The 19,298-nt window shown below is 74.3% G+C and carries 16 protein-coding genes; 7 read left to right on the forward strand and 9 right to left on the reverse strand.

All coding sequences use genetic code 11. The annotated features are described in order from the left end of the window. The first annotated feature begins 44 nt into the window (after positions 1 to 44). Complete coding sequence (locus tag ACFW6P_RS27505) at positions 45 to 2,486, forward strand: right-handed parallel beta-helix repeat-containing protein (protein WP_386358817.1); 2,442 nt, start codon at positions 45 to 47, stop codon at positions 2,484 to 2,486. A gap of 54 nt (positions 2,487 to 2,540) precedes the next feature. On the opposite strand, the gene ACFW6P_RS27510 is transcribed toward ACFW6P_RS27505, so the two are convergent. Next, positions 2,541 to 4,886, reverse strand: coding sequence for a hypothetical protein (locus ACFW6P_RS27510; RefSeq protein WP_386358819.1), 2,346 nt, complete (start codon positions 4,884 to 4,886; stop codon positions 2,541 to 2,543). Between the two features lie 303 nt (positions 4,887 to 5,189). Here ACFW6P_RS27510 and ACFW6P_RS27515 point away from each other — a divergent pair, with 303 nt between their 5' ends. Next, entirely contained in the window at positions 5,190 to 6,026 is an 837-nt protein-coding gene (locus tag ACFW6P_RS27515; protein ID WP_386358821.1) for a DeoR/GlpR family DNA-binding transcription regulator, read from the forward strand. A gap of 195 nt (positions 6,027 to 6,221) precedes the next feature. On the opposite strand, the gene ACFW6P_RS27520 is transcribed toward ACFW6P_RS27515, so the two are convergent. Further along, positions 6,222 to 7,346: a PLP-dependent cysteine synthase family protein gene (locus ACFW6P_RS27520; protein ID WP_386358823.1), complete on the reverse strand. Its 1,125-nt coding sequence runs from the start codon at positions 7,344 to 7,346 to the stop codon at positions 6,222 to 6,224. 509 nt (positions 7,347 to 7,855) lie between these two features. Here ACFW6P_RS27520 and ACFW6P_RS27525 point away from each other — a divergent pair. Further along, positions 7,856 to 8,179, forward strand: a complete 324-nt coding sequence (locus tag ACFW6P_RS27525) for a hypothetical protein (protein WP_386358825.1) — start codon at positions 7,856 to 7,858, stop codon at positions 8,177 to 8,179. Between the two features lie 181 nt (positions 8,180 to 8,360). Further along, positions 8,361 to 8,894 (forward strand): ATP-binding protein, encoded by a 534-nt coding sequence (locus ACFW6P_RS27530; RefSeq protein ID WP_386358826.1) that lies wholly within the window; start codon positions 8,361 to 8,363, stop codon positions 8,892 to 8,894. Positions 8,895 to 9,333: 439 nt separating this feature from the next. On the opposite strand, the gene ACFW6P_RS27535 is transcribed toward ACFW6P_RS27530, so the two are convergent. The 5 genes from ACFW6P_RS27535 to ACFW6P_RS27555 all read right to left on the reverse strand — a co-directional run bounded on the left by ACFW6P_RS27535 (position 9,334) and on the right by ACFW6P_RS27555 (position 13,541). Next, positions 9,334 to 9,615, reverse strand: a complete 282-nt coding sequence (locus tag ACFW6P_RS27535; RefSeq protein WP_386358828.1) for an SHOCT domain-containing protein — start codon at positions 9,613 to 9,615, stop codon at positions 9,334 to 9,336. A 435-nt stretch (positions 9,616 to 10,050) separates the two neighbouring features. Beyond that, positions 10,051 to 10,473 (reverse strand): PPOX class F420-dependent oxidoreductase, encoded by a 423-nt coding sequence (locus ACFW6P_RS27540; protein ID WP_386358830.1) that lies wholly within the window; start codon positions 10,471 to 10,473, stop codon positions 10,051 to 10,053. A 20-nt stretch (positions 10,474 to 10,493) separates the two neighbouring features. After that, entirely contained in the window at positions 10,494 to 11,489 is a 996-nt protein-coding gene (locus tag ACFW6P_RS27545) for an NAD(P)-dependent oxidoreductase (protein WP_386358832.1), read from the reverse strand. 67 nt (positions 11,490 to 11,556) lie between these two features. Beyond that, on the reverse strand, positions 11,557 to 12,798 hold the full coding sequence (locus tag ACFW6P_RS27550; RefSeq protein ID WP_386358834.1) for an ROK family protein: 1,242 nt from the start codon (positions 12,796 to 12,798) through the stop codon (positions 11,557 to 11,559). A gap of 59 nt (positions 12,799 to 12,857) precedes the next feature. Then, positions 12,858 to 13,541 (reverse strand): alpha-ketoglutarate-dependent dioxygenase AlkB family protein, encoded by a 684-nt coding sequence (locus ACFW6P_RS27555; RefSeq protein WP_386358836.1) that lies wholly within the window; start codon positions 13,539 to 13,541, stop codon positions 12,858 to 12,860. A 67-nt stretch (positions 13,542 to 13,608) separates the two neighbouring features. On the opposite strand from ACFW6P_RS27555, the gene ACFW6P_RS27560 reads away from it, so the two are divergent. Continuing rightward, a complete protein-coding gene (locus tag ACFW6P_RS27560; protein ID WP_386358862.1) occupies positions 13,609 to 14,739 on the forward strand; it encodes a methyltransferase in 1,131 nt (376 codons plus the stop codon). Here ACFW6P_RS27560 and ACFW6P_RS27565 read toward each other — a convergent pair. Beyond that, positions 14,729 to 15,589: a ketose-bisphosphate aldolase gene (locus ACFW6P_RS27565; protein ID WP_386358838.1), complete on the reverse strand. Its 861-nt coding sequence runs from the start codon at positions 15,587 to 15,589 to the stop codon at positions 14,729 to 14,731. The genes ACFW6P_RS27560 and ACFW6P_RS27565 overlap by 11 nt on opposite strands. Before the next feature lie 27 nt (positions 15,590 to 15,616). Then, on the reverse strand, positions 15,617 to 16,495 hold the full coding sequence (locus ACFW6P_RS27570; RefSeq protein WP_386358839.1) for an SIS domain-containing protein: 879 nt from the start codon (positions 16,493 to 16,495) through the stop codon (positions 15,617 to 15,619). Between the two features lie 119 nt (positions 16,496 to 16,614). Here ACFW6P_RS27570 and ACFW6P_RS27575 point away from each other — a divergent pair, with 119 nt between their 5' ends. Further along, a complete protein-coding gene (locus ACFW6P_RS27575; RefSeq protein WP_386358841.1) occupies positions 16,615 to 17,394 on the forward strand; it encodes a DeoR/GlpR family DNA-binding transcription regulator in 780 nt (259 codons plus the stop codon). Between the two features lie 63 nt (positions 17,395 to 17,457). Beyond that, entirely contained in the window at positions 17,458 to 19,296 is a 1,839-nt protein-coding gene (locus tag ACFW6P_RS27580; protein ID WP_386358842.1) for a glycoside hydrolase family 15 protein, read from the forward strand. Positions 19,297 to 19,298: the final 2 nt, after the last annotated feature.

Raw genomic sequence — 19,298 nt, forward strand, 5'->3', positions numbered from 1 at the left:
CGAACGAGCCATCAGTACGACCGAGGTGGGGGCACGGCTACACCATGGCACAGGGCACGGTCCAGGTGACGCACACCGGCACGTCGCGGTGGCGGCGCCGCACGGGTGAGTACGCATCGCTCGCCGCCGCCCTGGAGGCCGCGGCCGACGGCGACGTCCTCACCGTCGCGCCCGGCACCTACCGGGAGAACCTCGTCGTGCAGCGGGCTGTGACGCTGCGGGGCCCGGAGAACTCCCCCGGCTCGGTGCGGATCGCGCCCGTGGACGGGGTGCCGCTGACCGTGCGCGCCTCGGCCGTGGTACAGGACCTGCTCGTCGAGGGCCAGGACGCGGCGGCCCCGGCCGTGCTCGTCGAGGAGGGCGCCCCGGAGCTGCGGGACCTGCGGGTGGTGACGCGCTCGGCGGCTGGGATCGAGGTGCGCGGCAGTGCCCGGCCCACCGTCCGGCGCTGCGCGGTCGACAACCCCGCGGGTATCGGCATCGCCGTGGTCGACGGCGCGGGCGGGGTGTTCGAGGAGTGCGAGGTCGTCGCGGCGGGCCAGGCGGGCGTGGCCGTGAGCGGCGGCGCCCATCCCCGCCTGGAGCGGTGCCGGGTGCACCACGCCTCGGGTTCCGGCCTGTCGGCGACCGGGGAGAACTCCGCCCTGGAGGCGGTGGGCTGCGAGGTCTACGAGGTCCGGGGCAGCGGGGTGCAGGTCACCGGCCGGGCCACCGCGCACCTCACGGACTGCGATGTGCACCGCACCATGGCCGACGGGGTCACGCTCGACACGGACGCGGTGCTGACGCTCGCCGACTGCCGCATCCACGACATCCCGGAGAACGCGGTCGACCTGCGCTCCCGCTCCGTGCTCACCCTGACCCGCACCACGGTGCGGCAGTTCGGGCGCAACGGCCTGTCGGTGTGGGACCCGGGCACCCGGGTGGACGCCAACCAGTGCGAGATCTTCGACAGCACCGGCGACTACCCGGCGGTGTGGGTCAGCGACGGCGCCACGGCCGTGCTGGACTCCTGCCGTGTGCACGACGTGCCGGACGCGCTGTTCGTGCTCGACCGCGGTTCGCGCGCGGACGTCGTCGACAGCGACCTGTCGCAGGTGCGCAACACGGCCGTGTCGGTGAGCGACGGCGCGACCGCGCAGCTCGACGACTGCCGGATCCGGGACGCGGCAACCGGCGCCTGGTTCCGCGACCACGGCAGCGGCGGCACGCTGAGCAACTGCACGCTGGACGGCACCCAGACCGGCGTGATCGTCACCAAGGGCGCCGACCCCACGGTGGAGCGGTGCACGGTCGACTCCCCGGCGGAGGCGGGCGTCTACGTCTCGGCCGGAGGCCGCGGCAGCTTCCTCAACTGCCGGGTGACGGGCAGCGGCGGCTACGGCTTCCACGTCATCGACGGCAGCAGGACCACGCTCAGAAAGTGCCGCACGGAGCGCTGTGCGCGCGGCGGTTACGAGTTCGCGGACAGTGGTGCCGACGGGGCCTCCGCGGCGGGCCCCGTCGTCGAGGACTGCACGAGCGACGAGAGCGCGGGACTGCGGACGCCCGCCGCACGCGAGACGGCCGTGCAGACCACGGCCCCCACCCCGGGTCTGCTGGGCCCGGTCCCGGCGCAGCGCACCGAGCCGGCCTCCCCGGCGCACGCACCGGTCGCGGAGCCCGTGCGGCCGGCCCGCAGCTCCAAGGACGTCCTGGGTGAACTCGACGCGCTGGTGGGCCTGGAGAGCGTCAAGCGGGAGGTGCGCGCCCTCACGGACATGATCGAGGTCGGGCGGCGCCGGCAGCAGGCGGGCCTGAAGGCGGCGTCGGTCAAGCGGCACCTGGTCTTCACCGGCTCCCCCGGCACCGGCAAGACGACGGTGGCGCGGCTGTACGGCGAGATCCTCGCCTCCCTCGGGGTGCTGGAGAAGGGCCACCTGGTCGAGGTGTCCCGGGTCGACCTCGTCGGCGAGCACATCGGTTCGACGGCGATCCGCACCCAGGAGGCCTTCGACAAGGCCCGCGGCGGTGTGCTGTTCATCGACGAGGCGTACGCGCTGTCCCCCGAGGACGCGGGCCGCGACTTCGGCAAGGAGGCCATCGACACCCTCGTGAAGCTGATGGAGGACCACCGGGACGCGGTCGTGGTGATCGTCGCGGGCTACACGGCGGAGATGGAGCGCTTCCTGTCGGTCAACCCCGGTGTGGCATCCCGTTTCTCACGGACCATCACCTTCAGCGACTACGGCCCCGAGGACCTCCTGCGGATCGTGGAGCAGCAGGCGGAGGAGCACGAGTACCGGCTGGCGCCGGGCGCGGCGGAGGCCCTGGAGAAGTATTTCGCGGAGCTTCCCAAGGGCCCGGCGTTCGGCAACGGCCGTACCGCGCGGCAGACCTTCGAGGCGATGGTGGAGCGGCACGCGAGCCGGGTCGCCCAGTTCGAGGAGCCGAGCACGGACGACCTGACGCTGCTGTACGCGGAGGACCTGCCCGAGCTGGTCTGAGGGTGCCGCCCGCCGCCCGCACTGCGGGCGGCTCCCGTTCGGGCCGGGTGGGCCTCAGGCCGCGGGGGGTTCCGGCTCGTCGCGCGGTGCCGGCAGGCCGGGCCGCAGCCGGGCCAGCAGCCTGCGGCGCTCCTCGGCGAAGACCGGGTCCGCCTGGTAGTCGGAGTGGCCGAGGATCGGCGCGGGCAGCGGCAGCAGGTCGGTGCGGCCGTAGGCAAGGGGGTCCTTCAGGGGCGGGTGGTCGACCTGGGGACCGCTCTCGCCGGGCAGGCGCACCGGGCCGCCGATGGGGTCGGTGAGCCGGTACAGGTTGCGCCAGCAGTCGACCTCCCGGTGCAGGGAGCTGAGCGCGGCGGGCCCGAAGTGCGCCGGGAACCAGCGGCCGTAGAGGCGCCCCAGCGGGGATCCGTAGGTCAGCAGGGCGACGCGCCTGCGGGCGGACGGGGCGAGTTGCCAGGCCGCGGCGGCGGCGAGGACGCTGCCCTGGGAGTGCCCCGAGATGACCAGCCGGCCGCCGGTGACGCGGGTCCAGGTCGCCATCCGCCACGTCAGGTCGGGCACCGCGCGCTCGGCATAGCAGGGCGGGGCGAAGGGGTGGGCGGCACGCGGCCAGAAGGTGCCGACGTCCCAGAGGATGCCGATGGTGCGGCGGGCCGCGGCGTCCTTGTAGGCGCGGCGTCCCCAGGTGACGAACAGTATGAAACCGAGGCCGATCAGCCACGAGCCGAGGGCCTGGGAGGTCTCCGCGGCGCCGTGCACGATCGGGTAGGTGCCCTGCGCGGCCTCGCCGGGTGTCCGGTCGGTGCTCAGGGCACCGGCGAGGGCCGCGGCGCCGAGCAGCAGGGTGACGCCGGAGGTGACGGCGACGATGCGGGGTCCCCGGTCGGTGAGCGAGGCCATGGCGCGGGCGTAGGCGATCCGGCGGGTACGCGCCCTGTCGTGGGCCTCGTCCGGGTAGTCGCGGGCCACGGCCTCGCGTTCGGCCCGGGCGAGCCGCCAGGCGCGCTGGGCCAGCCAGGCGACCAGCCCGAGCAGCACCACGAGCAGCGGCGGGATCACGGACGCCTGCCAGGTCAGCAGGACCGGCGGGCCCTCGATCGACGTGCCGGTGCCGTCCAGCCAGTCGGAGACGCGCTGGGACACGCCGCCGGACATCACTCCGCCGAGGGCGCAGGCCAGCATGGCGACGGCCGGTCCGCCGAGGCCCCGCAGCACGGCCCGCCGGCCCGGGTCGGTGCGGTACAGGACGTGGGCGACGACGGCGAGGACGATCACGAGCAGCCCCTGGACCAGGGTGATGGCGCCGAAGGCCGTGTCCCCCGGCAGCCGGCCGGCCGACTCCCAGCCGGGGCGGTCCCACCCGGCGTACACCAGGGTGAGGGCGAGCAGGAGGAGGGCGGCGAGCGGCAGGCGGCGTACGGACCGCTCGTCGAGCTCCCGGTCGACGCGCTGCTCGCTGCGGCCCCGGCGGCACACCACCCACACCACGGCCACCGCGCAGGCCGCCAGGGCCGCTTCGAGGAGCAGCCCGAGGATGTGCGGGACGGCGGAGCCGCCCGGTGACCGGTCGTGGCGGGCGGCGGCGCTGCCGACCGCGGCGGCGACCGTGATCAGCCCGGCGGCGGTGTGCGCGGCACGCAGCCGGGCCACCAGCCGGCGTCCGTACCAGAAGCCGGGCCGCCCGAGCGCGGTCGGTCCGGAGTCCTCGTCGGGCTGCGGGGCGCGGGCGAGGGGCTGCTGGGACTCGTAGTCGCTCCAGGTGCGCCGGGACAGGTACCACAGCAGGCCGGTCAGGGCGGCCGGGACGCAGGAGGCGAGGGCGAGTCTGCGGCCGGGGCCGCTCCACCAGCCGCCGTCCGAGACGGTGGGTGAGAGGAAGCCCAGCCAGGAGTGGCGGTCGGCGCACGCGCGCGTGCCCGCGCACTGCCAGGCCGCCAGGTCGAGGGCGACCTCGCAGGCGGCCGCGACGAGCAGCACCGTCAGAGTGAGCCCGGCGAGGCGCACCAGGAGGCCGTACAGGCGCACGGTGCGGCGGCGGCCGTGGGCGCTGGGGCGCATCCAGTGGGCGAGGTTGACCACCATGAACGGCAGCAGCAGCAGCCACAGGGCGCGGGTGCCGCTGCCGGAGGTGAGGTTGCACCAGACGTAGGCCTCGGGCACCGGTCCGTCGCGGTGCCCGTCGTCGGGTCGGTGCTCGGCGTCGACGTCGTCGGCACGGCGGAAGATCGCCGCCGTGCCGTCGCCGGTGATCCGCTCGACCCGCGGATCGTTGAGCATCTCCTGCGGCGTGGTGCCGCCCACGCCGTGCACCAGGAGTTCCAGGGCGGCCCCGGTCTCGCCGGGCCGCCGGGCGGGACCGTCCGGTCCGCCGGTCGCGGCTTGTTCTCTCGCACGTTCCACTGATTCGCACTTCCCCCGTGACACGCCGTCGGCTCTGTCCGTGCGGGCACAGGATCTCCACTTCCGCGGGGCCGCACACCTCCTGTCACGGAATCTCCTCCATCCGTGAGGAGCGATCCGTGATAAGAGGGGGCGGCGGATCGGCCGCCGGGGACGTGCGCGCGACGCACGGTCGGTGACGCCGTCCGCCACCCGACGTGCAAGGATGGGGCGTCCGCTCACCGAATCCGGGGAGAATGTCCCCGTCTGGGAGGGTGTGCGGGGCGTGTCGGACGGCATTGAGGCGAAAGAACCGGAGCGTACGTGAGCGAGAATCAGAACCTCCTCGCGGAGCAGCGGCGCTCCCTGATCCTCGACGAGGTCCGCCGCCGGGGCGGTGTCCGGGTCAACGAGCTGACCCGCAAGCTCGGCGTGTCGGACATGACGGTCCGCCGCGACCTCGACGCGCTCGCACGCCAGGGCGTGCTGGAGAAGGTGCACGGCGGCGCGGTCCCGGTGGTCGAGGCCAGCACGCACGAACCGGGCTTCGAGGCCAAGTCCGGTCTGGAGCTGTCCGCCAAGGAGGACATCGCCCGGACCGCGGCCAAGCTGGTCGCGCCGGGCGCGGCCATCGCCCTGTCGGGCGGTACGACGACGTTCGCGCTGGCGCACCAGCTGCTGGACGTGCCGGACCTCACGGTGGTCACCAACTCGGTGCGGGTGGCGGACGTCTTCCACGCCGCGCAGCGCACCTCCGGTCCCCGACAGGGCGCGGCCACGGTCGTGCTGACCGGCGGGGTGCGCACGCCTTCCGACTCGCTGGTGGGGCCGGTGGCCGACCAGGCGATCGCGGCGCTCCACTTCGACCTGCTGTTCCTCGGCGTGCACGGCATATCGGTCGAGGCCGGCCTGTCGACGCCGAATCTCGCGGAGGCCGAGACCAACCGGCGGCTGGTGCAGTCGGCACGGCGGGTCGTGGTCGTCGCCGACCACACCAAGTGGGGCAAGGTGGGCCTGAGTTCGTTCGCCTCACTGGAGCGGATCGACACGCTCGTGACCGACGCCGGCCTGCCGGACGAGGCGCGCGCGGTGGTCGCGGAGCATCTGCGGCGGCTGGTGGTGGCCGGCGAGCCGGAGCCCGAGGACGGGGCGGACATCTGACGGTGCGCCGGCCGGGGTGACGCTTCCGGTCACGGTTCGCCGCGGCCGGGGAGGGCTCGCGGGGACGCCCCGTCGTCTGTGTCCGGTCGGTGGCGGCACCCGGGTGTGGACCCGCGGGTGGGACAGGGGCGTGCGTTCCGTTCCGGGACGCCGAGACCGCGCCGGACCGGCCGCTCACCCGCTCACCGTCCGGCCTCAGTCGGGCCAGACGCCCGTCGCGAGCAGCGAGTCGATCGCGGCGGTGTACGGCTCGATGTCCAGCCCCTGGGCCGCGAGCCAGGTGTCGGAGTAGTACTTGTCGAGATACCGGTCCCCGGAGTCGCACAGCAGGGTCACGACGCTCCCCTGCCGCCCCTGCGACACCATCTCCGCGACGATCTTCAGGGCGCTCCACAGCCCCGTGCCGGTGGAGCCGCCCGCCTTGCGGCCGATGGCGCGCTCCAGGGCCCGGACGGCGGCGACGCCGGCCCCGTCGGGGACCTTCATCATCCGGTCGATCGCGCCGGGCACGAAGCTGGGTTCCATCCGGGGCCGGCCGATGCCCTCGATGCGGGAGCCGCAGTCGCAGGTGACGTCCGGATCGCCGGTGGTCCAGCCGTCGAAGAAGCACGAGTTCTCGGGGTCGGCCACGCAGACGCGGGTGTCGTACTGCATGTAGTGCACGTAGCGCGCGAGGGTCGCGGAGGTGCCGCCGGTGCCCGCCGTCGCGACGATCCACGCCGGCTCGGGGAACCGCTCCAGACGCAGCTGGCGGAAGATGGATTCGGCGATGTTGTTGTTGCCGCGCCAGTCCGTGGCGCGTTCGGCGTACGTGAACTGGTCCATGTAGTGGCCGCCGGTCTCGGCCGCGAGGCGGGCGGCCTCCTCGTACATCGTGCGGGGGTCGTCCACGAAGTGGCACCGGCCGGCGTGGAACTCGATGAGGCGGATCTTCTCCGCGCTCGTCGTGCGCGGCATGACGGCGATGAAGGGCACGCCGACCAGCTTCGCGAAGTACGCCTCGGAGACCGCCGTCGAGCCGCTGGACGCCTCGATGACGGGCCGGCCGGGCCGGATCCAGCCGTTGCACAGGCCGTAGAGGAAGAGGGAGCGGGCCAGCCGGTGCTTGAGGCTGCCGGTGGGGTGGGTCGACTCATCCTTGAGGTAGAGGTCGATGCCCCAGTGGCCGGGCAGGGGGAACTGGAGCAGGTGGGTGTCGGCCGAGCGGTTGGCGTCGGCCTGGACCCGGCGGACGGCTTCCTTCAGCCACGCGCGGTAGGTGACGTCGCTGCGGTCGACGTCCAGGGTCACGCCGGTCCGGGTCTGCTGAGGGGTGCTCACGAGGGGGCTCCTAACGCTGCGCGCCGACGACGGGGCGCGCAGCCGGCACACCGCATCATAGGCACCTTCCACACGCTGCTCACCTGCATAAACGCATCTTTGAGCCCCCCAAAGCGCCCCCAGGGGCAGAGGCCGGTGCAAGGGGGCGCGCAACCTGGGGGGCGGATGACGGAGCGTGCTGCGGGCGCCCCCGGGGAGGGGGCCGGGGGCACTGGTGCTCGACGGCGGGTGGGGGCAGACTGCATCGCGTGACCAGGCCCCACCGGGGCGTCCGCAGGCACGACGTGCCGCCCGGCGGGCTCGCCGGCAGGGCGCGGGCACCGGTGGGGCGGCACCCATGGGGCGGGGACCGGCCGGGCGAGGATCCGGCAGGGACACGTGCGCGCCCTTCGACCGAGGGCACGGCCCGGGCCCCGCCCGCGGGCGGGGCACACTGAATCAGGACACGAGTTCACACCGAGCCGCGGGGAGCGGGCCGGTACACCGACGCGTACGAGGGGGCGGGTGACATGGGAGAGCCGGAGTTCAGGGCCAGGGGCGTGCGGATCGGGAAGCGGCTGCGCTCGCTCACCCGGGCCGGGCAGGTCCGGATCAACGAGGGCCGGGTCGAGTTGCTGACCAGCTACGGCAGTGAGATCGACAGCGCGCCGGTGCAGGCGGTGCGGGCCTCCAAGCCCTGGTTCGGGCCCGAGGACCGCGCCACGGCGGACCTGAACGGCAAGCGGTACCAGCTCACCCTGGGCGACCACGACCCCGCCCCGGGCGAGCCGGGTCCGCCGGCCGCGCGGAGCTTCATCGAAGCCGTGCGCCGGGCGTCGGGACGTGACGACTGATGTCCGCGACTTGCGGTACCTCACCCCCTGCGCCACCCTGGTCTCACGTCACTCTGGGTTTACCGGCGATAACGCTGCGAACCAGCCCGCCGGCCACGACAGCGGGCGGCAGTGTCACGAAGGCGCCCTGCTGGATCCGAACTCCGTGTTCTTCCGGACCTCACGTCGGGGAGTCGCAGCCGTGATCAGCTACCCAAGCAGGCACTGCACGGTGGAGCTCCAAGCCCTGCCGTCGCGGATCGGCCAGGTCCGCAGAATCGTCTCCGCGCAACTGCGCTACTGGCATCTGGATGCTCTGATCGACCGGGCCTCGCTCGGCGTGACGGAGCTGTTGTCCAACGTCCACCGGCATGCCCAGCCCGACAAGACGTGCACCGTCGAGATGGAGCTGCTGCTCGACCGGCTCACGGTCTCGGTGCGCGACGCCGATCCGCGGATGCCCGTGGTCGACGACGCCGAACCGCTGGCGACCTGCGGTCGCGGGCTCGCGATGGTGGCCGCCATGAGCGAGAGCTGGGGGGTCCGGCAGGACGGCGAGTCCGGCAAGGTCGTGTGGTTCACCCTGCCGGCGACCGCCCCGGCGGTGGCGGCGGCGCCGCGCCGTGCGCGGCGTGCCGTCCAGGAGAAGGCCGCACACAGGTTCGCCGAGGTCGGGCACGTCACCGACGGGCTGCGGCCCGAGCACGCTCCCGCCCGGTCCGCCGTTGCCGGCTGACCGGGCGGTGACCATCGTTCCCCCGGGTTCCCCGGGGGCGTGCGCCTCCGGGTGTCCTCCGGGGGCGCACGTCATGGCGCGGCGACGGCGCGCAGCACGTCCGGGCGTACCGCGCACCGGGCCGGTCGCAGCCCAGCGGCGCCGGAGGCGAGTCCGCCCAGGGCCGCGGCCATCAGCTGCGCGGACGGCACGGCGCAGGCCAGGGCACCGTCGCTCGCGCCTTCCGAGGCCCTGACCGGGACTCAGCCGAACGTGCCGGGGGCGAGCCCGCCCGCGGTGCCGAACGCGGCGACCGCCCGTGCCGAGCTGCCGCCGGCCGGGCTCCTTGCCGGTGATCGCGATGCCGACGGTGCCGAGTTCGCGCAGGGAGCCCTGGATCGTGCCGAGGTCGACGGTGCGTTCTGGGGCGACCGGGTCGGTGACCGTCAGGGCCCGGCCGTCATTTCGCACCTCCCAGGTGCCCGAACTCCTCGTTCAGCACGGACAGGCGGCGCCAGTACTCGTCCTCGTCGATCTCGCCGGCGGCGAAGCGGCGGCCGAGTACGGCGAGGGGCGAGTCGCCCTCGACCGGGGGCCGGCGCCGGGGTCCGCCGCCGCGGGCGTGCCACGCCGTGCGGCGCAGCAGCACGGCGCCACCGCCGATCACCAGGGCCCAGATCAGCGGGAAGAACAGGATCCACGGGCCGGGCCCGCCGTCAGCGAGGTGCGCCAGGGTCTGCATGTCGTCCAACTCCTCGGTCGCTGTGCCGGTGTCTCCGGCTCGCTTCCGAGCGTCGCCCTTCGAGGGGGTCCCGGTCGTCGTACGGCCAGCGGCACCGCGCGTACCGCGCGGGGAGTACGCGGGGCGGGCGTGAACTGCTTCCTGCGCCGCGGCGGGTTCCAGTGCCTCAGCGACGACTTCGGGCGGCCGTCGGTGCGGCGGTGGACGGGGCCGGCGTACGAGGAAGGGAACGGTTCGCCGGCGCGGTTCGCACGCCCACCACCACCTGCTGTCAAGCGGTCGTGGGCCGCGCGAGTGGGAGCGGACCGTGCGCCGACGGCCCCTGGGCGGCGGCCGCCGGTCCGCCGGGGCCGTCCGCCGCCCCGATCCCGGAGCGGCCGGCCGCGGACGCCACCAGGCCGCCGCCCGCTCGGTGGACGACGTCCGCGGCCGGTCTCAGCCGCCGGGCTGGTCGCTGTCCTTCAACGCGCCCCAGCCGTGCCAGCGGTCGACCTCGATCCAGGCGCTGACGCGGGGACGCTCGCGGTCGGGGTAGGGCCGGCCGGTGTAACGCCGGGCGAGGAGGTCGATGTCGGCCAGGTCCTCGTCGTCGTGGATCTCGGTGACGCGGCCGATGAGGGTGACGTGGGTGTACCAGTTGTCACCGGCGAGGACGGTGAGGGTCACGCGCGGGTCGCGGCGCAGGTGCTTGAGGCGGACGCGGCCGGCGTCGAGGTTGATCAGGACACGGCCGTCCTTCCACGCGTACCAGGTGGCGGTGGAGACCGGCGCGCCGTCGGAGCGCAGGGTGGCCATCACGCACGGGTTGGGCCGGCTGAGCAGGGCGTCGGCCTCGGGGGGCAGCGGCGGCTTTGACATGACGGATACCTCCGGGGTGATCAGGTGGACGGCTCGGGGTCTTCGGTGTCGAAGCTGGCGAAGTAGGCGGCGACCATGTCCTCGTCGGCGTGGCCCAGGCCGGCGGCCCGTTCCATGCGGGCGGCGGCCGCTTCGGCCACGTCCAGGCGGACGCCGTGGGCCGTGCCGGCCTCGACGATCAGCCGGGCGTCCTTGGCGGCGGTGCCCACCGCGAACTGGGGCGGCGTGAGCCGGTTCTCCAGGACCAGGCCGGCCTTGGCGCGCAGGTACCCCATGTCGAGAGGGCCGCCCGCGACGAGGTCGAGGAAGCTCCGCGGGTCGACGTCGAGCGCCTCGGCCAGGGCCAGGGCCTCACCGGCCGCGGCGGTGACGGCGAGGACCCAGCTGTTGGCGACCAGCTTCAGCCGGGTCGCGCCGCCCTCGGCCCCGTCCTCGCCGGCCCAGACGGTGCGGGCTCCGACGGCGTCGAAGACCGGGGTCACCTTCGCCCGGCCCTCGGTGGGACCGGCGGCCAAGACGGTGAGCTTGCCCTCCTCGGCGGGCTGCCGGGTGCCCAGGACGGGGGCGTCGTAGAAGACCAGGCCGTGCTCGCGGGCGAAGGCGGCCAGTTCGGCGACGCCCTCGACGCCGGCGGTGGTGGACTGCGCCCAGACCGTGCCGGGGCGCAGGGCCGGGGCGGCCTCGCGCAGGGTGGCGAGGGTGGCGGGGCCGTCGTGGAGCACGGTCAGGACGACGTCGGCGTCCCGCACGGCCTCGGCGGGCGTGCCGGCGATGTGCGCGCCCTCGTCGGCGAGCGGTTCGGCCTTGGCCCGGGTGCGGTTCCAGGCGCGGACGGTGTGTCCGGCGCGGGCGAGGTTGCGGGCCATGGCGGCGCCCATGATGCCGGTGCCCAGGACGCTCACGGTGAGCTTGTCGGTCATTGCGTCGTCTTCCTCGTCGGTGCGGTGCGGGCGTGCTGCCCCCGACCAGCCTGCACGCCGGCAGGGCGCCTTCCCGGAAGCGGCGCGGTCAAGCATCGCGGCGCGGCCGTCGCCCCCGGGTCACCGGTCCGTCCGCCGGCGGGCGCGGCCTCGCCCCGGTGGTTCATGAGGCAAGGGCCCCGAGCGGGTCGTCCAGGACCGGCTGCCATGCCAGCTCCGCCGCTCCCACCAGGCTGTTGTGGTCCAGCGTGCACGCCAGGATCGGGACGCCGCCGCTCTGCCCCCACAGGCTGCGGTCGGCGACGACGGCGCGCAGCCGCTCCGGGTCGGCGTCCAGCAGGGTGCGGTGCAGGCCGCCGAGGATGATGCGGTCCGGATTGAGGATGTTGACCAGCCCGGCGAGTCCGAGGCCGAGGCGGTCGATGAGGGTCTCGGCGGCGGAGCGGACGCCCGGGTCGTCGTAGTGGTGGCGGACCAGGTCGACGGACTGCTGGAGCAGGGAAACCTCCGGCCCCGGCTCGCGTCCCGCCTCCGTGAGGAAGGCCAGCGGATCGGTCTCCACGTCGAGGCAGCCGCGGCCGCCGCAGTGGCAGGGACGGCCCTCGGGATGCACGGTGAGGTGCCCGACCTCCAGCGCGAGACCCGAACTGCCGCGGTGCAGACGGCCGTCGAGGACCAGCGCCCCGCCCACGCCCCGGTGGCCGGTGGCCACGCACAGCAGGTCGCGGGCGCCCCGGCCGGAGCCGTGCCGGTGCTCGGCGAGCGCGGCGAGGTTGACGTCGTTCGCGGCGAAGGCGGGTCCTTCGATACCTGCCGCGCTCACCTGCTCGGCGAAGATGTCCCGCACGGGCGCGCCCGCGGGCCAGGCCAGGTGCAGCGGGTTGAGCGCCAGGCCCTCCGGTTCGGCGACGGCGGACGGTACGGCGAGGCCCGCGCCCACGCACCGGCGCCCGGTCTCGCGCAGCAGCCCGGCGCCCGCCGTGACCACGGAGGCGAGCACCTTCGCCGGGTCGGCGTCGACGACCTCGCAGCCCGGCGCGGTGGCGACGATCCGGCCGCCCAGCCCGACCAGGGCCGCCCGGAACCCGTCGGCGTGCACCTGCGCGGCGAGGGCGACGGGGCCGTCCTCGGCGACGGACAGCTTGTGCGAGGGCCTGCCCTGCGAGCCCGCTGCCGCGCCGGGCCGGGCGTCGACGCGGATCAGCCCGAGCGCCTCCAGCTCGGCGGCGACCGCACCGGCCGTCGCCCGGGTCACTCCGAGCTCGGCGGTCAGGACGGCCCGGGTCGGCGCGCGCCCGGTGTGCACGAGCTCCAACGCGGGTCCGAGCGCCGAGCGCCCCCGGTCCAGCCGCGTCCTCGACGTGCTCCCACCCCCCGTGTGCCGGGGGTCCGCCTTTCCGCTCATGAGGGCGAGTCTCCCATGATCCGCCGGACGGCCGGGCCGAGGTGCCCGGGCCCGGAGCGTCATGATCGGGTCGCTGGTCTCCGCCTCCGGTTCCACTCCGCGCGCAGACCGCTGACCCGCAGTGTGATGTTGAGCCGTCCCGTCAGGCCGAGGCCGGGCGGGGACGTGCCCGCGTGGACCCGGGGGACGCCGTGGTAGGCGAGGCGGGACGGGCCGCCGAAGACGAAGAGGTCGCCGCTGCGCAGCTCGACGTCCGTGTAGGGCCGGGTGCGGGTCGCGGTGTTGCCGAAGCGGAAGACGCAGGTGTCGCCGAGGCTCAGCGACACCACCGGCGCGTCCGACTTCTCGTCTCCGTCGCGGTGCATGCCCATGCGGGCGTCGGCGCCGTAGAAGTTGATCAGCGCGATGTCGTAGGCCGGTGCCGGGCCGCCGAGGGTGTCGGCGACCGCGCGGCGGCCCAGTTCGCCGAGCCAGTCCGGGAACGGCTTCACCGGGGCGTCGTCCCCGTCGACGACCGTGCGGGCGTAGGCGTACGGGTACCAGTGCCAGCCCAGGCACACCTGGCGGGCGGTCATGGTGCCGCCGCCGGGGGTGCGGACCGTGCGCAGTCCCGCGGGCGGTCGGGCCCAGTCGCGGCAGGCGTCGAGCAGTTCGGACTGGGCCTGCGCGTCCAGCCAGTCCGGTACGTGCACGGCGCCGGGTGCCACCTCCGCCCGCTCTCGGGGGAACAGCTCGGCGTCCATGCCTCCATCCTGCCCGACCGGGGCTGAACTGCGGCTCGGCTAGCCTGGTCGCACGATGAACGACCGTATGACGACGCCGTGGGGCGCGCTCGCGCTGACCCGTTTCCCCGAGGACCCGCACGACCGGCTGCGCGCCTGGGACGCCTCCGACGCGTACCTGCTGAGGCATCTGGCCGCGGAGCGGGTCCCGGTGACGGGGACGGTCGTGGTCCTCGGGGACCGGTGGGGCGCCATGGTGACCGCGCTGGCGGAGCACCGGCCCGTGCAGATCACCGACTCGTACCTGACACAGGAGGCGACGCGCGCCAACCTCGCCCGGGCCGGGGTGGCACCCGGGACGGTGCGGCTGCTGACCACGCAGGATCCGCCGCCGGAGCGGATCGACGTGCTGCTGGTGCGGGTGCCGAAGAGCCTGGCGCTGCTGGAGGACCAGCTGCTGAGGCTGGCTCCGGCCGTGCACGCGGGGACGGTCGTCGTCGGGGCGGGCATGGTCAAGGAGATCCACACCTCCACGCTGCGGCTCTTCGAGCGGATCCTCGGGCCGACCCGTACGTCACTGGCCGAGAAGAAGGCCCGGCTGATCTTCTGCACGCCGGATCCGGCGCTGGAGCGGCCCGCCGGTGCGTGGCCGTACGTCTACACCCTGCCGGACGGCATCGGGGCCGTTTCGGGGCGGACCGTCGTCAACCACGCCGGCGTCTTCTGCGCGGACCGGCTGGACGTCGGCACCCGGTTCCTCCTCGGGCACCTGCCGCAGGGCCGGGGCGGGCGGGTCGTCGACCTGGGGTGCGGCAACGGCGTGGTCGGGACGGCGATGGCGCTGGCCGACCCGGGGGCCGAGGTGCTGTTCGTGGACGAGTCGTTCCAGGCGGTGGCGTCGGCGGAGGCGACGTACAAGGCGAACGCGGTGCCGCAGGACGCCGAGTTCCGGGTCGGGGACGGGCTGGCGGGTGTGCCGTCCGGGAGTGCCGACCTGGTGCTGAACAACCCGCCGTTCCACTCCCACCAGGCCACGACGGACGCCACGGCCTGGCGGATGTTCACCGGCGCCCGGCGCGTGCTGCGGCCGGGCGGCGAGCTGTGGGTGGTCGGAAACCGGCATCTGGGCTACCACGTCAAGCTGCGGAAGGTGTTCGGCAACAGCCGGCTGGTCGCCAGTGACCCGAAGTTCGTGGTGCTGAAGGCCGTCAAGCGCTAGACGGGGCGAGGGTGCCGAGGGTGCGCGTCACCGCCTGTGCCATCGCCTCCCTCGCGACGGTCAGGTAGCCGCGCGGGTCCACGGCCTCGGGGCGGTCGGCGAGGAAGTCCCGGATCGCGCCGGTCAGCGCGACGTTCAGGGCCGTGCCGACGTTGACCTTGGCGATGCCGCCCTCGACCGCCGCCGTCAGCTCACCGTCCGGGACGCCGGAGGAGCCGTGCAGGACGAGCGGCACGTCCAGCGCTGCCGACAGGCGTTTCAGCAGGGCGTGGTCGAGGCTGGCCGTGCGGGTGGTCATGGCGTGGGAGCTGCCGATGGCGACGGCCAGGGCGTCCACACCCGAGTCCGCGACGTAGGCCCGGGCCTCGTCGGGGTCGGTGCGGGCGCCGGGGGCGTGCGCGTCCAGCGGGGGCCTGCCGTTCTTGCCGCCGATCTGGCCCAGTTCGGCCTCGATCCACAGGCCTCGCGCATGGGCCAGGTCGACCGCCGCCCGGGTCGCGGCGAGGTTCTGCTCGTAGGGCAGCCGGGCGGCGTCGTACATCACGGAGCTGAAGCCGGCGTCCGCCGCCTGGTGGAGCAGGGTGTCGCTGCGCACGTGGTCGAGGTGCAGCGCGACGGGCACCGAGGCCTGTTCGGCGGCGGTGGCGGCGGCGCGGGCGAGCGGAAGCAGCCGCCCCTGGCGGAACTTCACCGCGTTCTCGCTGATCTGGACGACGACGGGGGCGGGCGCCGACTCGGCGCCCGCGATGACGGCCTCGACGTGTTCCAGGGTGATGACGTTGAACGAGGCGACGGCGCGACGGGCCGCTGCCGCACGGGTGACGAGCTCGCCGGTGGTGGTGAGGGGCACGGTGTCTCCGATGCGTCGGGGGCGGGCTTACGGGAGGATCACCGAGCGCGTCAGGTGGCGGGGGCTGTCGGGGTCCAGGCCCCGGGACGCGGCGACGGCGACCGCGAGGCGCTGGGCGCGGACGAGTTCGGCGAGCGGGTCCAGCCGCCCCTCGATCCACAACGCGCCCGTGGCCCGCACCTGTTCGGCGAGGCCGTCCGGCGCCTCCCCGAGCATCCAGGTCGCCGTGCCCCGGGTGGTGACGCTGATGGGGCCGTGCCGGTACTCCATCGCCGGACAGGCCTCCGCCCAGGACTGCGACGCCTCGCGCATCTTCAGCGCGGCCTCGTGCGCCAGTCCGACGGTCCAGCCGCGCCCGAGGAAGGTGAACTGGCGGCATTCCACGAGCCCTTCGGGCAGCGGCTCGGTCAGGGCGGTGCGGGCGTCGGCGACGGCGGTGGCGGGGTGCAGGCCGGTGTGGGCGCGCAGGAGGGTGAGGGCCGCGGTGGCGAACCGGGTCTGCACGACGGAGCGTTCGTCCGCGTCGTCGAGGACGGCGAGGGCGTCGGCGGCCTTCCTCACGGGGGTGTCGGGGGCCGCGGTGACGGCCGTGGTGGGGGTGCGGCCCTTCAGCCGGGTGAGCAGGTCGAGGACCTCGGTGGTCGTGCCGGAGCGGGTGAGGGCGACGACCCGGTCGTAGGCGCGGCCGTAGGGGAACTCCGAGGCGGCGAACGCGTCGGTCTCGCCGCGGCCCGCGCCCTCGCGCAGGGCCGCGGCGGCCTGCGCCATGAAGTACGAGGTGCCGCAGCCGACGATCGCGACCCGCTCCCCCGGCTCCGGCAGTACGGCCGCGTGCTCCGCCGCCTGCGCGGCGGCGCGCTCCCAGCATGCGGGCTGACTGGCCAGCTCGTCCTCGACGTGCGTCATGCCGCACCCCTCCGATCTGATTTTTCTTGCAAGGTATTCCCCACTTTCGAGCATCTTCAAGCATTCACCGCGGACCGGTGCGCTAGGTTGGGCCGGAGATCAGAGACGTGGAGGTGCGGATGTCGCGCGACGCCCGCTTCAAGACGCTGCTGGACCTGCTCGTCGAGCGCGGCCGGCTGGACGTCGAGGAGGCGGCCGGGGAGCTCGGGGTGTCGGCGGCGACCATCCGCCGGGACTTCGACCGGCTCGCCGAGCAGCAGATGCTGGTGCGCACCCGGGGCGGCGCGGTCGTGCACGGCGTGTCGTACGAGCTGCCGTTGCGCTACAAGACGGCTCGGCACGCCTCCGAGAAGCAGCGCATCGCCAAGGCGGTGGCGGGCCTGGTCGCGCCCGGGGAGGCGGTCGGGCTCACCGGCGGCACCACGACCACCGAGGTGGCGCGGGCCCTGGCCGTGCGGGGTGACCTGGCGTCGGGCGCGCCGGCGCTGACGGTCGTGACGAACGCGCTGAACATCGCCAACGAGCTGGCCGTACGGCCCCAGTTCAAGATCGTGCTCACCGGCGGGGTCGCGCGCGCCCAGTCGTACGAGCTGGTCGGGCCGCTCGCGGACGGGGTGCTCGCGCAGATCACCGTCGACGTGGCGGTGCTCGGCGTCGTCGCCTTCGACGTCGCGCACGGCGCGGCGGCGCACGACGAGGCCGAGGCGGCGGTCAACCGGCTGCTGTGCGAACGCGCGGAGCGGGTGGTGGTGGCCGCCGATTCCAGCAAGCTGGGGCAGCGGGCGTTCGCCCGGATCTGCGCGGCCGAGGCGGTGGACACGCTGGTCACGGACACGGCGGCCGACCAGGAGACGGTACGGCGCTTCGAGGAGGCCGGCCTGCGGGTCGTCACCGTGTGACGGCGGCCCGGAACCGGCGACTCTAAGCTGGGACTGAGACGCCTACCGGGCAGGGAGGCTGTCATGGGCGGAGCGGCTGGGGACCGGGGCGTGCCCGGTGGGGACCGGCGGTACCTGCCGATCGCGGAGCACGGGCTGATCGGCGACCTGCGCAGTGTGGCCCTCGTGGGGACGGACGGCACCATCGACTGGTACTGCTGTCCGGCCTTCGACGCGCCGAGCGTCTTCGCCTCCGTCCTGGACGCGGAGCGCGGCGGCCGTTTCGCCCTGGCGGCGGCCGTTCCGGCGCGGACCAAGCAGTTCTACTTCCCGGACACCAACGTCCTGATCACCCGCTTCTTCACCGAGGAGGGGGTCGGCGAGGTGCAGGACTTCATGCCGGTCGACGGCGACCCGGCCGAGGCCGAGCGCCACCGGCTGATCCGGCGGGTGGTGTGCGTGCGCGGCTCGATCCCGTTCCGTACGCGGGTGGCGCCCCGGTTCGACTACGGCACCCTGCCGCACACCGTGCGGTGGGCCGAGGGCACGGCGGTCTTCGACGCCGGCACGACGGCGCTCGCCCTGAACGCGACCGTGCCGCTGGACGTGGACGGGCCGGACGTGTGCGGGGAGTTCAAGCTCGCCGAGGGCGGGACGGCGGTGTTCGCGCTGGACAAGGTCGGCGGTGACGTGGCGCCCCGCCGGTGCGCGCAGCGGGAGGCGGAGGAGCAGTTCGCGGCGACCGTGGCGTACTGGCGGCGCTGGCTGTCGTCCTCCCGCTACCGGGGCCGCTGGCGGGAGATGGTGCACCGCTCGGCGCTGACGCTGAAACTGCTGACGTACGCGCCGACCGGGGCGATCGTGGCCGCCCCCACCACGAGCCTGCCGGAGCGGCTCGGCGGCGAACGCAACTGGGACTACCGCTACGTGTGGGTGCGCGACGCCGCGTTCTGCGTCTACGCCCTGCTGCGGCTGGGCTTCACCGGCGAGGCCGAGGCGTTCATGCGGTTCGTGAGCCGGCACATCACCCCGGGCGACGGCAAGCCCTCCGGACCGTTGCAGATCATGTACGGCATCGACGGGCGCACCGAGCTGCCCGAGCGGACCCTCCCCCATCTGGAGGGCCATGAAGGCTCCGCACCCGTGCGGGTCGGCAACGCGGCCGCCGACCAGCTCCAGCTCGACATCTACGGCGCCCTGATCGACTCCGTCTACCTCTACGACAAGTGGGCCCAGCCGGTCTCCAGCGACCAGTGGGACGACGTGTGCGCCCTGGTGGACTGGGTGTGCGCGCACTGGGACCAGCCCGACGAGGGCGTCTGGGAGACCCGGGGCGGCCGCAAGAACTTCCTGTACTCGCGGCTGATGTGCTGGGTGGCGACCGAGCGTGCCATCCGGATGGCCAACCGGCGCGGCCTGCCCGCCGACCTGCCCCGCTGGCGGCAGTGCCGCGACACGATCTACCGGCGGATCATGAGCAGGGGCTGGAGCGAGGAGCGCCGGGCCTTCGTCCAGCACGAGGACGGTGACGTGCTGGACGCGGCCGTGCTGATGATGCCGCTGACGAAGTTCATCGCCCCGACCGACCCGAAGTGGCTGTCGACGCTGGACGCCCTGACCGAGGAGCTGGTGTCGGACTCGCTGGTCTACCGCTACGACCCGCGCTCCAGCCCCGACGGGCTGCGCGGCGACGAGGGCACCTTCTCCATCTGCTCGTTCTGGTACGTCGAGGCCATGGTGCACGCGGGCCGGATCGACGAGGCGCGCCTGGCCTTCGAGAAGATGCTGACGTACGCCAACCACCTCGGCCTGTACGCCGAGGAGATCAGCCGCACCGGGGAGCAGCAGGGCAACTTCCCGCAGGCGTTCACGCACCTCGCCCTGATCAGCGCGGCGTTCCACCTGGACCGTGCGCTGGGCTGAGC

The sequence above is a fragment of the Streptomyces sp. NPDC058741 genome, from assembly GCF_042746715.1.
Taxonomy (GTDB): Bacteria; Actinomycetota; Actinomycetes; order Streptomycetales; family Streptomycetaceae; genus Streptomyces.

Bases quoted from the DNA above. Each gene is read 5' to 3' on its own strand.
- ACFW6P_RS27505 (WP_386358817.1), top strand. From the start codon at position 45: ATGGCACAGGGCACGGTCCAGGTGACGCACACCGGCACGTCGCGGTGG.
- ACFW6P_RS27525 (WP_386358825.1), top strand. From the start codon at position 7,856: ATGGGAGAGCCGGAGTTCAGGGCCAGGGGCGTGCGGATCGGGAAGCGG.
- ACFW6P_RS27535 (WP_386358828.1), bottom strand. From the start codon at position 9,615: ATGCAGACCCTGGCGCACCTCGCTGACGGCGGGCCCGGCCCGTGGATC.
- ACFW6P_RS27540 (WP_386358830.1), bottom strand. From the start codon at position 10,473: ATGTCAAAGCCGCCGCTGCCCCCCGAGGCCGACGCCCTGCTCAGCCGG.
- ACFW6P_RS27545 (WP_386358832.1), bottom strand. From the start codon at position 11,489: ATGCTTGACCGCGCCGCTTCCGGGAAGGCGCCCTGCCGGCGTGCAGGC.
- ACFW6P_RS27550 (WP_386358834.1), bottom strand. From the start codon at position 12,798: ATGAGCGGAAAGGCGGACCCCCGGCACACGGGGGGTGGGAGCACGTCG.
- ACFW6P_RS27555 (WP_386358836.1), bottom strand. From the start codon at position 13,541: ATGGACGCCGAGCTGTTCCCCCGAGAGCGGGCGGAGGTGGCACCCGGC.
- ACFW6P_RS27560 (WP_386358862.1), top strand. From the start codon at position 13,609: ATGACGACGCCGTGGGGCGCGCTCGCGCTGACCCGTTTCCCCGAGGAC.
- ACFW6P_RS27570 (WP_386358839.1), bottom strand. From the start codon at position 16,495: ATGACGCACGTCGAGGACGAGCTGGCCAGTCAGCCCGCATGCTGGGAG.
- ACFW6P_RS27575 (WP_386358841.1), top strand. From the start codon at position 16,615: ATGTCGCGCGACGCCCGCTTCAAGACGCTGCTGGACCTGCTCGTCGAG.
- ACFW6P_RS27580 (WP_386358842.1), top strand. From the start codon at position 17,458: ATGGGCGGAGCGGCTGGGGACCGGGGCGTGCCCGGTGGGGACCGGCGG.